Annotated in this window: 11 protein-coding genes; 10 read left to right on the top strand and 1 reads right to left on the bottom strand. The window is 62.5% G+C overall.

Annotated elements, in window-relative coordinates; all coding sequences use genetic code 11:
• Window positions 1–24: 24 nt before the first annotated feature.
• From DVS28_RS17515 to DVS28_RS17475, 10 genes are all read left to right on the top strand, one after another.
• Window positions 25–1,389, top strand: a complete 1,365-nt coding sequence (locus tag DVS28_RS17515) for a TrpB-like pyridoxal phosphate-dependent enzyme (RefSeq protein ID WP_114592611.1) — start codon at window positions 25–27, stop codon at window positions 1,387–1,389.
• 4 nt (window positions 1,390–1,393) lie between these two features.
• Window positions 1,394–2,533, top strand: coding sequence for a DegT/DnrJ/EryC1/StrS family aminotransferase (locus DVS28_RS17510; protein WP_114592610.1), 1,140 nt, complete (start codon window positions 1,394–1,396; stop codon window positions 2,531–2,533).
• Window positions 2,534–2,770: 237 nt separating this feature from the next.
• Window positions 2,771–3,829: a DegT/DnrJ/EryC1/StrS family aminotransferase gene (locus tag DVS28_RS17505; protein WP_114592609.1), complete on the top strand. Its 1,059-nt coding sequence runs from the start codon at window positions 2,771–2,773 to the stop codon at window positions 3,827–3,829.
• Window positions 3,822–4,817 carry a Gfo/Idh/MocA family protein gene (locus DVS28_RS17500; RefSeq protein ID WP_114592608.1) on the top strand — a complete coding sequence of 332 codons (996 nt, stop codon included), beginning with the start codon at window positions 3,822–3,824 and terminating at the stop codon, window positions 4,815–4,817. Before DVS28_RS17505 ends, DVS28_RS17500 begins: the two co-directional genes overlap by 8 nt.
• A 7-nt stretch (window positions 4,818–4,824) precedes the next feature.
• Complete coding sequence (locus tag DVS28_RS17495; RefSeq protein WP_114592607.1) at window positions 4,825–6,126, top strand: nucleotide sugar dehydrogenase; 1,302 nt, start codon at window positions 4,825–4,827, stop codon at window positions 6,124–6,126.
• Window positions 6,127–6,138: 12 nt separating this feature from the next.
• Window positions 6,139–6,759 (top strand): sugar transferase, encoded by a 621-nt coding sequence (locus DVS28_RS30275; protein WP_114592606.1) that lies wholly within the window; start codon window positions 6,139–6,141, stop codon window positions 6,757–6,759.
• Complete coding sequence (locus tag DVS28_RS28535; RefSeq protein WP_164710692.1) at window positions 6,756–7,577, top strand: hypothetical protein; 822 nt, start codon at window positions 6,756–6,758, stop codon at window positions 7,575–7,577. The genes DVS28_RS30275 and DVS28_RS28535 overlap by 4 nt, the downstream gene beginning before the upstream one ends.
• Window positions 7,564–8,595 (top strand): GNAT family N-acetyltransferase, encoded by a 1,032-nt coding sequence (locus DVS28_RS17485; protein WP_114592605.1) that lies wholly within the window; start codon window positions 7,564–7,566, stop codon window positions 8,593–8,595. Before DVS28_RS28535 ends, DVS28_RS17485 begins: the two co-directional genes overlap by 14 nt.
• Window positions 8,596–8,597: 2 nt before the next feature.
• Window positions 8,598–9,839 (top strand): glycosyltransferase family 4 protein, encoded by a 1,242-nt coding sequence (locus DVS28_RS30270; RefSeq protein ID WP_114592604.1) that lies wholly within the window; start codon window positions 8,598–8,600, stop codon window positions 9,837–9,839.
• Window positions 9,840–12,336: 2,497 nt separating this feature from the next.
• Entirely contained in the window at window positions 12,337–14,004 is a 1,668-nt protein-coding gene (locus DVS28_RS17475; RefSeq protein WP_164710690.1) for a polysaccharide biosynthesis tyrosine autokinase, read from the top strand.
• Window positions 14,005–14,016: 12 nt separating this feature from the next.
• On the opposite strand, the gene DVS28_RS28530 is transcribed toward DVS28_RS17475, so the two are convergent.
• Window positions 14,017–14,313: a hypothetical protein gene (locus DVS28_RS28530; protein WP_164710689.1), complete on the bottom strand. Its 297-nt coding sequence runs from the start codon at window positions 14,311–14,313 to the stop codon at window positions 14,017–14,019.
• Window positions 14,314–14,348 lie beyond the last annotated feature (35 nt).

Genomic DNA, 14,348 nt, shown 5'->3' with positions numbered 1-14,348 from the left:
GTACCTCTATACATCGACATCAACATGAGCGACCTCACCAAGATCCTCCTCGACGAGTCCGAGCTGCCGACCGCCTGGTACAACATCGTGCCGGACCTGCCGACGCCGCCTCCGCCGCCGCTGCACCCGGGCACGCACCAGCCGATCGGTCCCGACGACCTGGCGCCGCTGTTCCCCATGGCGCTGATCGAGCAGGAGGTGTCGGCCGAGCGGTACATCGACATCCCCGAGGAGGTCCGCGAGGTCTACAAGCTGTGGCGTCCGAGCCCGCTGTATCGGGCGCGTCGGCTGGAGAAGGCGCTGGGCACTCCGGCGAGGATCTACTACAAGTACGAGGGGGTCAGCCCGGCGGGCAGCCACAAGCCCAACACCGCGGTGCCGCAGGCGTACTACAACGCCCAAGCGGGCGTGAAGCGGATCACCACCGAGACGGGTGCGGGGCAGTGGGGCTCGGCCATGTCGTTTGCGTGTGCGCAGTTCGGGCTGGAGCTCGAGGTGTGGCAGGTGGCAGCCAGCTTCACCCAGAAGCCGTATCGCGGGTCGATGATCCGCACGTGGGGCGCGACGATCCACTCCAGCCCGTCGGACCTGACGGAGGCCGGGCGGGCGATCCTCGCGTCCTACCCGGACTCGCCCGGCAGCCTGGGCATCGCCATCAGCGAGGCCGTGGAGATGGCGGTCAAGGACGAGGACACCAAGTACGCGCTGGGCAGCGTGCTGAACCACGTGCTGCTGCACCAGACGGTCATCGGTGAGGAGGCGCTGAAGCAGTTCGCCAAGGTCGGTGACACGCCGGACGTGATCGTCGGCTGCACCGGCGGCGGGTCGAACTTCGCCGGGCTGACCTTTCCGTTCCTGCGCGAGAAGCTGGGCGGGTCGATCAACCCCCGGGTGATCGCCGTCGAGCCGGCCGCCTGCCCGTCGCTTACAAAGGGTGAGTACCGCTACGACTTCGGCGACACCGCCGGGATGACGCCGCTGGTGAAGATGCACACCCTGGGCCACGACTTCGTGCCCGACCCCATCCACGCCGGCGGGCTTCGGTACCACGGCATGTCGCCGCTGATCAGCCACATGTACGAGGAGGACCTGTTCGAGGCCGAGGCGATCGGCCAGGTCGAGTGCTTCGAGGCGGCCGTGCAGTTCGCCCGCACCGAGGGCATCGTCCCCGCACCCGAGCCCTCACACGCCCTCGCCGGCACCATCCGCGAGGCCCTGAAGGCCAAGGAGGATGGGGAGGAGCGCGTCATCCTGACCGCCCTCTGCGGCCACGGCCACTTCGACATGGCCGCCTACGACGCCTACTTCTCCAGCGAGCTCCACGACTACGACTACCCCGAGGCCAAGATCGCCGACGCGATGAGCCGCGTTCCGGTGATCGACGGTTAGCGGGATGGAACGTATCTACCTCTCGCCGCCGGACATGGGGCCGGCCGAGCGCGAGGCGCTGATGGCCGCCTTCGACTCCGGCTGGGTGGCTCCGGTGGGCCCCGACCTGGCCGCGTTCGAAGCCGAGATGGCCGAGTTCCTCGGTCTCCCGGAGGGCGGGGCGGTGGCTCTGTCCAGCGGCACCGCTGCGCTGCATCTCAGCCTTCGCATGCTGGGCGTGGGCCCGGGCGACGAAGTGTGGACGTCAACGCTGACCTTTGCCGCCACCGCAAACGCGATTGTGTACGAGGGGGCAACGCCCGTCTTCATCGACGCAGACCCGGCCACGTGGCAGATGGATCCGTCGGTCCTCGAGAAAGCGCTCGCATCCGCGGCCGAGGATGACCGGCTCCCCGCTGCGGTCGTCCCTGTCGATCTGTACGGGCAAGCGTGTGACTACGACCGGATCCTGGCTGCATGCGATGCCTACGACATCCCAGTAGTGGAGGACGCGGCCGAGGCTTTGGGAACGACCTACCGCGGCAAGGCTGCTGGGACATTCGGCCGGTCCGCCGCGTTGAGCTTCAACGGGAACAAGCTGATCACCTCTGGCGGCGGCGGAATGCTGCTGTCACAGGACGTGGATGTCGTGTCGAAGGCTCGATACTTGGCCACGCAGGCACGGGAACCCGTCCTGCACTACGAGCACCAAGAGGTTGGCTTCAACTACAGGTTGTCGAACCTCTTGGCTGCTGTCGGGCGCGCCCAGTTGGCACGGGTGCCGGAGTTGATCGAACGACGAAAGCAGATCCGCGCCGCCTATGAAGAAGCCCTCTGTGATGTCGCCGGCGTGTCCTTCATGCCCATTGTCGACTACGGAGCTCCCAACCACTGGCTCACCTGCATCCTGCTCGACCCCCCCGCGGACGTCTCGCCCCACGATCTCTGCGATCGTCTGGCCGAGTCGGAAATCGAGGCTCGGCCTCTGTGGAAGCCCATGCACCGCCAACCTGTTTTCGAGGCTTGTCACCTTCATTCCCTGGCCCCGGAGGCAGCAACCGCAGATCGGCTGTTCTCCCGCGGTCTTTGTCTCCCGTCGGGATCGAGCCTGACCGAGTCGAACTTGGACCGAGTCATACAAGGTCTGAGATCAGTCCTCTTGTGATTCTTCGTCGATTCGCGGAACAGGTTAGGATTCGATCCGTCACATGCTCCAGCGTGACATCGACACAGGGGTGGGAGGGCTCGCGCATGCCAGGACGCGAAGGTGTGCCGTTGACGCCCATCTGACGTCGCAGTTCGGCCGGCAAGCCAGACGGAGTATTGGCCATGCTGCCAAGGGTTGGGCAACGGCCTGCCTGAGCGCCCGTAGATCCTAGACGAATGCCTGATTGAAGGTTCCATGATTCATCTTTCCAGTCCCATCATCGGTCCTGAGGAGCGTGATGCCGTCTTGCGTGTCATGGCTTCGGGGATGTTGGCTCAGGGTCCGGAGGTGGCGGCGTTCGAGGAGGAGTTCTCCGCTCATGTCGATGGCCGGATCTGTGTGGCGGTCAGCGCTGGCACGACGGGTCTGCACCTGGGGATGTTGGCGTTGGGGATCGGGCCGGGGGATGAGGTGATCGTGCCGTCGTTCACGTTCGCGGCGACCGCGAACGCGGTGCGGTTGTGTGGTGCGGAACCGGTGTTCGTCGACATCGAGCGGGACCATTTCAACATCGATCCGGCGGCGGTGGCGGCGGCGATCACGCCGCGGACGGTTGCGGTTGTGCCGGTGCATCTGTACGGGCATCCGGCGGACATGACCGCGATCGGCGCGTTGGCGGCTCGTCATGGGTTGTTGGTGGTGGAGGATGCGGCGCAGGCGCATCTGGCGTCGTGGCAGGGCATGCCGGTGGGGGCGTTGGGTGACGTGGCGATGTTCAGCTTCTATCCGACCAAGAACATGACCACGGGCGAGGGTGGGATGGTCGTGGTCAGGGACGAGGCGGTGGCTCGCCGGTTGCGGTTGTTGCGCAACCAGGGGATGGAGGCGCGGTATGCCAACGAGGTCGTGGGGTTCAACGCCCGTCTGACGGATCTGGGTGGGGCGATCGGTCGGGCGCAGCTGCGCAAGGTGGAGGGGTGGACGGCGACCCGGAAGGCGAACGCCAAGACGCTTGACTCCAGGCTGGCGGGTGTGGTGACGCCGCCGGTGGCGGAGGGGGCGTCGCATGTCTACCACCAGTACACGGTGCGGTCGGCTGATCGTGACGGGCTGCTTGAACACCTGCGCGGGGCGGGGATCGGTGCGGGGGTGTACTACCCCACACCGGTGCACCGGTTGCCGTCCTTCGGGTTGTCACTGGACCTGCCGGAGACCGAGCGGGCGGCCCGCGAGGTGTTGTCGTTGCCGGTGCGGCCGGACCTCACCGATGAGGAGCTCGAGACGATCGTCACGGCGGTGAACAGCCATGGCTGAGGTGTTGCGTGCCGGTGTGATCGGCATGGGGATGATGGGCCGCAACCACGTGCGGGTGCTGTCGGGGCTGGATGGGGTGGAGCTGGTCGGGATCGCTGATCCGCAGGGCGACCGGTTCGGCACGGCCGGCCGGGCGAGGGTCCACAGTTCACCGGAGGCGCTGGTTGAGGCGGGGGTGGACCTGTGTGTGGTGGCGGTGCCGACGGAGGATCACGAGCGGGTGGCGTTGCTGTTGGCCGATGCGGGGGTGCACGTGCTGGTGGAGAAGCCACTGGCCCACACCCTGGAGGCGGCCGAACGGGTCGCGGAGGCGTTCGAGGGGGCCGGGCTGGTGGGGGCGGTCGGTCACATCGAGCGGTTCAACCCGGCGTTGCGGGCGTTGCGTGAGCGGTTGGAGGCCGGCGAGTTGGGTGAGGTGTTCCAGATCGCCACGTCGCGGCAGGGCCCGTTCCCGGCGCGGATCAAGGACGTCGGGGTGGTCAAGGACCTCGCCACCCACGATGTGGACCTGACGGCGTTCGTGGGCGGGTCGCCGTTTGAGTCGATCTCGGCCAGGACCGCCCACAAGACGGGTCGGCCGCACGAGGACCTGGTGGCGGCGACGGGCATGCTCGTGGACGGCACGGTGACCAACCACATGGTCAACTGGTTGTCGCCGTACAAGGAACGGCGAACGGTGGTGCTGGGGGAGAAGGGCGCCTTCGTGGCCGACACCCTGACCGCGGACCTGACGTTTCATGCCAACGGCACCCAGGCCACCCAGTGGGACGCCATCGGGGCGTTCCGTGGTGTGGTGGAGGGTGACGTGACCCGCTACGCCATCGCCAAGCCCGAGCCGTTGCGGACCGAGCTGGAAGCCTTCCGTGACGCCGTCCTCGGCGAGGCGTCGGGGGTGGTGACCATGGGGGAGGGCCTGGAGGCTGTCCGGGTTGCCGAGGCCGTCCTGGCGGCGGCTGCCAGCAAGCAGACCATCACCATCGAGAGGTAGCGAAGTCGTGGACGTCACCGTAGTCGGGCTGGGAAAGATCGGCCTTCCGCTGGCCGTGCAGATCGCCGGCAAGGGCCATCGTGTGCACGGGGCCGACATCAGCCAGGCGGTGGTGGACCTGGTCAACGCCGGCCGCGAGCCGTTCCCGGGCGAGACCGACCTGGACGTGCGGCTCAAGCAGGTCGTGGCCGACGGATCACTGACCGCGTCCACCGACACCATCGACTGCGTGTCGCGCAGCGAGGCGGTGATCGTGGTGGTGCCGCTGGTGGTCGATGCCGACATGGTTCCCGACTTCGCCGCCATGGACGCTGCCACCGCCGCGGTCGCCGCCGGGCTGCAGCCGGGCACGCTGGTGTGCTACGAGACGACCATCCCGCTGCACACCACCCGCCAGCGGCTGGTCCCCGCGCTGGCGTCGGGCAGCGGCCTCACCCCGGGAGAGGACCTGTTCGTCTGCCACAGCCCCGAGCGGGTCTACTCGGGCCGGATCTTCGCCGACCTGGCCCGCTACCCCAAGCTGGTCGGCGGCATCGACGAGGCCTCCACCCAACGGGCGGTGGCGTTCTACGAATCGATCCTGGACTTCGACGAGCGGCCCGAGCTGCCCCAGCCCAACGGGGTGTGGGACCTCGGCTCGGCCGAGGCCGCGGAGATGGCCAAGCTCGCCGAGACCACCTACCGCGATGTCAACATCGCCCTGGCCAACACCTTCGCGATCCAGGCCGACCGGATGGGCGTGGACGTCCACAAGGTCATCGCCGCCGCCAACAGCCAGCCCTACAGCCACATCCACACCCCCGGTGTGGCCGTCGGCGGCCACTGCATCCCCGTCTACCCACGCCTGTACCTGGCCGGCCACCGCGACGCCGACCTCGTCACCACCGCACGGACCGCCAACGAGGCCATGCCCGCCCACACCGTCGGGCTGCTCAAGGAAGCCCTCGGGGACCTGCTCGGCCGCCGCATCGTCGTGCTCGGCGCCGCCTTCCGTGGCGGGGTGAAGGAGATCGCCTTCTCCGGTGTCTTCCCCGTCGTGGAGGAGCTCCGCAACCGCGGTGCCGTCCCCGTCGTGCACGACCCGCTGTACACCGACGACGAGCTCGCCGCGATGGGCTTCGACGCCTACCACCTGGGCGAACCCGCCGACGGCGCGCTGCTGCAAGCAGACCACCCCGAGTACCGCGACCTGACCCCCACCGACATCCCCGGCATCAAGGCCCTCGCCGACGGCCGCAACATCACCGACCCCACCCGCTGGAGGGGCGTCGCCCGCGTCGTCGTCGGCGGCGGACGCGTCCAGCGCTAAGGAAAGACTGCCATGTTCAGACGCACATCCGACGCTTCGCGACTCCTTGACTTGGCCTTCGTCATCTTGGCGGCGCCCCTAGCCTTGCCCGTCATGGCCGTAGTTGCGCTACTCATCAGGGTGCTAGACGGCCGACCCGTCATATTTAAGCAGCAACGGCTCGGACTAAACTGCACCAAAATAACGGTACTCAAATTTCGCACCATGGTGAACAACGCAGATTCCCTCTTGGGTCCCGACGGAGTACCTACAGCGTCTCGTTTGACCCGATCTGGTAGTATCCTACGCCGCACGGGATTGGATGAACTGCCCCAATTGATCTCCGTTCTTAGGGGACAGATGGCCATTGTTGGCCCACGACCAATCACCGAGGAGCAACGGCGAAGACTGTCCCTATCGGTGAGGCACCCCCGGTTCACCGTAAGACCGGGCCTGACAGGTTTGGCCCAAGTGCACGGGCGAAATTCCATCGGATGGCGCGAAAGGCTGCAGTGGGATGCTGACTATGTCTCCAATCGGAATCTGCTAGATGACATGAAAATTATCCTCCGCACTCCGTTGTCGTTGGCTTTTGGAGGATTCGAAGCGGACCAAGATCCAGCTAGACACGCTAAACGGATTGATACACCGTGAAAACAGACGAGGTTATCAAGCGCCTCAACGTTCACTTGGCAAACCTTCCGTTTGATCAGGCGGCGTCGCAAGCTCCAATTGTCCTAGTCGTGGGCGCACCGAGATCAGGCACCACGGTGGCAATGCAAATCCTTGCATCCAGCGGAGAATACGCATACCCCTCCAACATTGTTGCCCGCTTCTGGGCGATGCCAATATACGGATTCGCACTGCATGATGCGTTGACCGGCGGCCACTACCAAAGCACAGGTGCACATCGCAGCACCATCGGCCAAACCAAGTGGCCACATGAGCCTCACGAATTCGGACGATTCTGGACGGAGGCACTGGGGTTCCCATACGGTATCGACGGAAACTATCAACACTCACCCGACTGGGATGCGTGCCGACAGCAATTTGGCATGATCTCGCAGTACGTAGCCGGGCCCGTTCTGATGAAGGGGTTTCATGTTCTCCCCTTCTTGGAGCAGTGGCTTCGTGAAGGACCACCAACAGTATTCGTGCGAACCAGGCGAGCGACGAATGACATAGTAGAGTCTATCGTTCGTATCCGTGAACGCGATCCAAGGTACGCGAAATGGTTGGGTCCGTGGATGCCCACCATGCAGGCCAACCTCTCTGGTGATGTACGCGAAGAAGCGTCGATTCAGGTGGCTCATATTGAATCTGCTTTGGATGCACTGGAACACTTGGCGCTCGTAGTCCATTTCGACCTCCTTGCCGATGCAGAAAACAGGGACGCCCGTCTTGTGAACGACGTTCGGGAAGCGGTAGCTAAAGCGACTATTGAAGGGTCCATCGACCATGAGAGTGCTTAGGAGTCTAGAGTCACTGAGTGGCTTGCCCGCGCCCGATATCTTCTATATGCACAACTATCTAGAGGCCGAAGTCGTCCGCACGGGTTGGGACCCCTATATCTTGATCGATACAGAATCGGAAATTATTTGGCCACTCTTCCGACGGCAAACGGCGCCGGAATCAAAGAATTTCGATCTCAGTGGACCTGCAGGCTACGGTGGACCAGTTCACTTGAGGGGTGGAGACCGGCAGGACCCCCGTATGATGGCAGCATTCGTAGCGCGTGCGGTTGAACACCTCCGCACCTCCGGGTGCGTCACGATATTTGACCGAATACACCCCTTCCTGGATAAGGGAGTGGAGTCTCTGCATGTGTTGCGATCATCCATAGACACCGTGTCTCGGACATTCTGGGTGGACCTCAGGAAGGGTGCTGACTCATACTGGGATGCCGCCAAGGGGCGACATCGGACCGCTGTAAGAAAGGCGCGTTCGTCAGGGCTTGAGATAGACATTAAGATAGCAGGGTCTACGAGTCTGTCTGCAGGGTCCGACTTCGTGCGCCTTTACAATGCGACGATGGATCGAGTGGCGGCGTCGTCAAGCTACAGGTACGAGGCCGACTACTACCGTTCGTTAGAGAGATTGGGACAAGGTGGACACCTAGTATTAGCGACGGCCAATTCGAATAAGGATGCTGTTGCGGCGGCTCTGTTTTTGACGGCGGGTCGATATGTTCATTACTTCCTGGCAGGATCTCTCAAAGAGGGTGCGCGCCTTGGCGTCAATAACTTGCTCATAGATGGAGTAGTTAGATGGGCCATCGATGAAGGATTTGAATGGTTCGAACTAGGCGGAGGTGTCCGGCCGGGCGATTCCTTGGCGAAGTTTAAGCACTCGATTGCCGACGTTGTCCAGCCCTTCTGCACGGCCAGACTTGTACTCAACGACGAACTGTTCCGACAAAAAATTGCAAGTATGTCGGGAACTGTCGACTATTCGTTCTTTCCGCCATATGCCAATCCGGAAGTCCCTTAGGCATGCGTATTCTTCTTGTCAACGACTATGCCAAACCACCTGATGTTCCGGGTGGGACCAGGCACTACTCCCAAGCGAGACGGCTTATCGATCGTGGTCATGACGTTCTAATCGTTGCGAGTTCCGCCAATCATAACACCGGGACCCACAAGCGCGCCCCTCATGGTCTGTTCTGGTACGGGACTGAAGACGGAGTGCCGTTTCTATGGTTGCGGGGTCTGACGTACCGACGTTCAATCCTCAAACGGGCCACGTCCATGGCCTGCTTTGCAGTCTCCATACTCTTGGTCCTAGGCGTGTTGGGAAAGGGCCGAAAGTTCGATCCCGACGTGGTGATAGCGTCGACTCCGCATCCAGTTGGGGCCGTGGCCACCGCCGTACTTTCCCGCAGATGGGGCCGGCCCCTCGTCCTAGAGGTGCGAGACCTGTGGCCCGCGAGCCTTGCAGCCCATTCACGACTGCCCAAGTGGCTCACCGCCTTCCTATCACTGTTCGAGGGATATCTGGTTCGTTCTGCGGCGGCGGTGACGTTTCTGCCGAACCGCGTGGGAGAGTACATTCGTTCGACATATCCGACTGCGCGTGTGAGACTTCTTCATGCGCCGAATGGGTTTGACAGCAGTCTGGTCGAGACTGCGCTCACGCGGGATGTGAACTCCCCTGATTTAGTTCGGTATGTGGGAGCCTTGGGTCGCGCCAATAGGTTGGACGTCCTGATTCACGCTTTCTCCTCGTTGCGGGATCAGGGTATCGAGTCGCGATTTGAGGTTTACGGCGATGGACCTGAGCGCCCGGCGCTTGAACGCCTAGTATCCGCTTTCGAGTTGACTGACCAGGTCGTGTTTATGGGTGCCGTTCCCAAGGCACAGGTACCAGAGGTTCTTTGTTCCACTGGCGCCCTCGTCATGGTCGTGGCAGATCAGCCACACCTGTATCGCTATGGCATGAGCATGAACAAGTTGTTCGACTATGTTGCGTCTGGAAGGCCCACGTTAGTGGTATCCTCGTCCGAGACGCCTATTGATCAGGTACCTGACGTCCTTGTGTGCCGAAGTTACGACAGTTCACAGGTCGCCGAAGCTTTAGCCCGTCTTATCGCGCGGTCCCGAAGCTTGGGCGATGGTCGGTCGCTGCCTATGATAGATTATGCGTATCTCAACTTCGAGGTTGGTCGGGTGGTCGATGCCTTAGAGGTACTCCTCAGTCAAGTCGTCATCAGCACGTGGGCTGTGCGTGAACGATAGGGAGGCGGCTTCCCCCTGGAGTTCTGTGGTAGGCATCGCGTCCCTACTTACAGCACTCCTGCTGCTCCTCGGGCGTTGGTCGCCAGACCGACTCGGGAGTGCATTCCTTCCGTCCTGGACGATTAGAGGCGCTCTGGTGAGCATCGTTTGTGTGCTTGCGGGGAGTGCGAGTTGGAGGAGTCCATATATCCGTTCGAAGTTCCCCGGAGTTCTGTGGCTCGGAGTGCTGTTCGCGATATTAGTCACGGGCATCGAGTCGGGTGCTTCTGGGCCCGTGTGGGAAGAGAAGATGGCGGACGTGGCGCTACTGACTGCGGTCGGCTTAGCGTTGTTGCGCCTCACCGCCGACACACACAATAGAGAACTGTTCGCTATCGGCCTGTATACGTCTCTTTTCTATCTGACATTGGGCTTAGCGGGGCTTTCGATAGTTGGGGGCGGAGCGGTGCCTTTGGGAGGCGGGCCGAACGTATTCGTGAGACTAATGGGTGTACTTTCAGTTGTTTCCCTGGGCAAGTACGCTCAATCGGGACGCCTTCCGTACCTTTGGATCTGTCTACTCGGCCTCCTTCTAGCGTTGGGGACCGGTTCCCGGGGAGGGATCATTTCTGTGGTGGTGGGGTTGCTCTTGGCCGGCAAAGAAGCGACTTCATTGATGGCTCGAAGGTTCGGTAGGCTTCGCCTTGGTGCCGGTCTTGCCGTGAGTGCACTCTTAGTTTCGTTCTCGGCTTGGCAAGCGGATGGAGTGGCAGAGCGTCTCTCGTACACCTTTAACGTGCGGTTCCTTCAGTTGACCCTCGGCGATCAGGTGCATTTGGCCGGGCGTGGAACACTGTACGCTGAAGGTTTGGAGTGTCTTCGGGGATCGTGGCCGAGCGGTACGGGATTGGCCGGCTTCCAGTATCAGCACGGTACGTATCCACACAATGTGTTCCTAGAAGTTGGTTGTGAGGCAGGGCCTGTGGTCGCTTTTCTGCTCTTGGGTTCGGTTCTTGTCACCCTAGTAGTCTTATGGCGAGGGAGGGCAGTCGATCCCACAGCCTTGGCGCTATTTTCGCTGTTCCTAGTCGCCGCGCAGTTTAGTGGGGATTTGTATGACTCTAGGGCTCTCCCTCTCATCGGGGTTTCTCTTGCGGGCGTGCCGATGAGGACATGGGACAGATCAGGGGCCACCCCAGCTCTGAGTGAGCTGTGTGATGGGTCTTGAAGCTTGTTCCGTTGAGGAGTGGTAGAGTTGGGCCGCTGCTGCTGGGTGCGACCGATCAGCTCCTATACAGCGCCAGTAACACTCTCTTAAGCTTGGTCGTCGCCAATTGGTATGGCCTTGTCGCCTTAGGGGACATCTCCCTGGCGGTCTCCGTCGCGCTTTCCGGTCTACTTCTGAACCGCGGGCTGGTAGCTGAGCCAATGGCGATCCATATGGGCCGCGGTTCTCTGTATGACCATCATACGGACGTGGCGACCCTCCGGGATGCCGGGGGAATTTCATTGACGATAGGTATCATAGTTGGGTCGATCAGTGCAGCACTGATCGTGCTTGACGGTGGGGCCGGAAGCGTGGTCGGTCTTCTTATTGCAGTTCTCGTTCCCTTCGTTCTACTTCAGGACACCATCAGAGCGTACACATTCGTCATTAATAGACCGGGAATCGCAGTTCTCCTTGACGCAGTGTGGTTGGTGTGGTCCGTTGGTGTGGTAGCAGGTTTGGGCAGGTCGTCCTTGTCGGGTCCAACCGTCGTGGTGTGTTGGGCGTCCGGGGCAGTTGCGTCCATTCTTGTGGGGGTGTTGGTGGTGGGTCGTCCGGTGGGCGGTCCGAGGTCCTCTTCAAGTTGGCTGAAATCGACTTGGGCCACTGGGCGGATGTTAAGTCTTGAGTCAGTTGTGGTTGCTGCTACGAATCAAGGTGTCATTGTGGTAGTAGGCACCTTGGGAGGTTCGGCTTTGCTCGGAACGTTCACTGCCGCGCAAGCCCTGCTCGCTCCAGGCAGGATCGTGCTCCAGGGTGTTCGCCTCTCACTCCTGCCGCAGTTGGTACGTATGGGTAAGGATCGGTCGGCCTTGCGTGGCCCAGTGGTGTGGATCATGACCTTTGTCGTGGCTGGGATGGCTGCCTATGCCTACCTCCTACACGGGCCGCTACGTTCTATATCTGAGACCGCCATTGGTGTGGTGCAGCATCTTCAAGTGGCTGATTCCTTAATTCCGATGGCCCTGGCGGTCGGATCGGGGGCTAGTTACGTCGTTTTTGGCACGTACCTTCGGGCCACATCCGAGCACTCCCTATTGCTGGCGGCGGCCTGTGGAGGCGGTTTGCTTGTTCTGCTGGCAACTATGGCAGGGGTCGCAGTTGGAACGGACGTCGCGGTGGCGTGGGGGTTCTTCGTGGGGTCAGCGGCGAAAGGCGTGTGGTTCTTCTTTGCGAGTCGTAAGAGTGTCCGCCGAGGTGAGGGGCGGGGTGCATCTACTCGAGGCGCACCGGTCCGGTAGGCTGAATCCCATGGACTCGTTGCAGGCTCCGGCCACAAGTGTAGAAGCCCTTGTCGGGGTGCTGAGGTCAAGTATCGGACGGATACTGCTTGTCGGAGTCGCAGCAGGCTTGCTCGGCTTCGGGTTGTCGGCTCTGCAATCCTTGCGGTACACGGCTGAAGCCGACCTGCTTCTCGCGGACCCTCGGAACACCGGGTTGTTCGGCGAGACTGGGGTAAACTTTTTGGACCCCTCTCGGTATGTCCGGAATCAAGCCGAGTTCGCCCAATCGAACGCCGTGGCCGAGCGCGCGAGTGTGCTGCTTGGCGGTCGATTGGACTCGGATCAGGTTCGAGAGCAGTCGCGGATTCGGCCTGCGTCAGACCTCGATCAACTAAGCATCAGCGCTACCGACGGGACGGCGTCGGGAGCCGCGCAGATTGCTAACGCCATCGGGGAGGCGTATCAGGCGGTGGTTCGCGAGGAGGCGGAACGGTCGACTCAGGCATCGCTGAGTGAGCTCCAGACTCAGCGGGCGGCACTTGAAGACGCCATCGCGGCTGCGGAAGCGAGGCTCGCTGCTTCCCCGACTGATGCCAGCGCTCGGGCGGAACGCGACGCAGCCGTCAGCCAACTGATCATGATCGATAGTCGAGCGGACCAGATTGCTGTGGACTCCACACTGTTCGGCTCTGGTGTCGAGCTCTTCGAGCGTGCCGACGTTCCCGAAAGCCCCTCTGCGCCGACCCCGGTCAGGAACGCCGTTTTGGCGTGCTTCCTCGGGGCGTTGGCTGCTGCTGCGCTCGCTTGGTGGCGTGCGGACGAGACGGCCACCGCAGACGGCCGAAACGATCCCTCGCGGATGCTCAAGGCGCCGCTTCTTGGAACTGTCCCAAGCTTCGAGGAGATCGGCCTCACTGGTTCTGTGCCCACCGTGGAGGCCCCCAAGTCCCCAGCCGGCGAAGCCTATCAGTTTCTCGTTGGCGCCCTGGCGTTCGCACTCGCCGAGACCGGGGGGCAGTCCGTTGTGCTCACGTCTGCCTCACCGGTAGATGGCAAGACTGTAACCTGTCTTAACCTCGCAGTGGCGTCTGCACAAGACGGAAGGGATGTCGTTCTGGTAGACGCCGACACTCGTGTTCGTGGTCTGACCCGACGCCTGGGAGCCAAGGACACCGGTGGTCTCCCGGCCTTGGCCGACCCTCGGAACAACTTGTCGGAGATAATAGTGCCGCTGACCGCTGACGAGGGACAGTACGTGCCGTTTATCCCGGCTAAGTCGCTTGGCGATGATACTGCGGCGTTCTTCAGAACCCCCGGGTTTCGTCAGGCCATCACGCGACTCAGAGAGGTAGCTGACCTGATCATCGTGGACTCGCCGCCCCTGCTGCTTGCGTCCGATGCCTCCGCGATCGCGACCAATGTCGACGGAATCGTCGTGGTCGTCTCCCGTGGTACCAGCATGAAGCTGCTCGAGGAGATGCGCGAGCGGCTCGACCGGATCGGTACGCCTGTGCTTGGATACATCTACACGAAGGCCAAGCTGGACGGGGCCGGCTACGGCGACTACGCCTACCGCTACGGGTACAGCTACGCGTACGGTTATGGAGAGACCCCTGACGACCGACGGCCGCAGAAGGAAGTCAAGCCCCGCAGACGGCCCGGCGGACGACACCGGGAGAAGGCGACGACGAAGTAGTCGCCATACACGTCAGCCTGCGGGGTCGGACTCCTCGAGCGTCCGAAGATCGACCTGCCGCTTCATCGCCCGCTTCATCTGGTCGGCCATGCCGCGTTCTGGCTTGGTCTTCTCGCTCGCGCGTGGGTTAGCCCCATGGTTCTCGGCCCACCGTGCAATACAGGTTGCAGAGCACAGGTGGGCTGGGTCGTGACGGTCGACGGGTGCCTCGGCCCAAGCCTCGACGGTTGAGGACACCGTCCGCCAGTCGGCCGACAATGCACCGGTCGCCTCCTCGGCCCCGCAGACATCGCACACAACCTTGATCACGCAAACGCTCCTCGTCCGAACGGATTGGGCAAGGT

This window comes from Euzebya pacifica, from assembly GCF_003344865.1.
Lineage (GTDB): Bacteria > Actinomycetota > Nitriliruptoria > Euzebyales > Euzebyaceae > Euzebya > Euzebya pacifica.
Note: the sequence above shows the minus strand (reverse complement) of the source record. Positions and strands in the feature narration are given on the sequence as shown.

Bases quoted from the DNA above. Each gene is read 5' to 3' on its own strand.
- DVS28_RS17515 (WP_114592611.1), top strand. From the start codon at position 25: ATGAGCGACCTCACCAAGATCCTCCTCGACGAGTCCGAGCTGCCGACC.
- DVS28_RS17510 (WP_114592610.1), top strand. From the start codon at position 1,394: ATGGAACGTATCTACCTCTCGCCGCCGGACATGGGGCCGGCCGAGCGC.
- DVS28_RS17505 (WP_114592609.1), top strand. From the start codon at position 2,771: ATGATTCATCTTTCCAGTCCCATCATCGGTCCTGAGGAGCGTGATGCC.
- DVS28_RS17500 (WP_114592608.1), top strand. From the start codon at position 3,822: ATGGCTGAGGTGTTGCGTGCCGGTGTGATCGGCATGGGGATGATGGGC.
- DVS28_RS30275 (WP_114592606.1), top strand. From the start codon at position 6,139: ATGTTCAGACGCACATCCGACGCTTCGCGACTCCTTGACTTGGCCTTC.
- DVS28_RS17485 (WP_114592605.1), top strand. From the start codon at position 7,564: ATGAGAGTGCTTAGGAGTCTAGAGTCACTGAGTGGCTTGCCCGCGCCC.
- DVS28_RS30270 (WP_114592604.1), top strand. From the start codon at position 8,598: ATGCGTATTCTTCTTGTCAACGACTATGCCAAACCACCTGATGTTCCG.
- DVS28_RS17475 (WP_164710690.1), top strand. From the start codon at position 12,337: ATGGACTCGTTGCAGGCTCCGGCCACAAGTGTAGAAGCCCTTGTCGGG.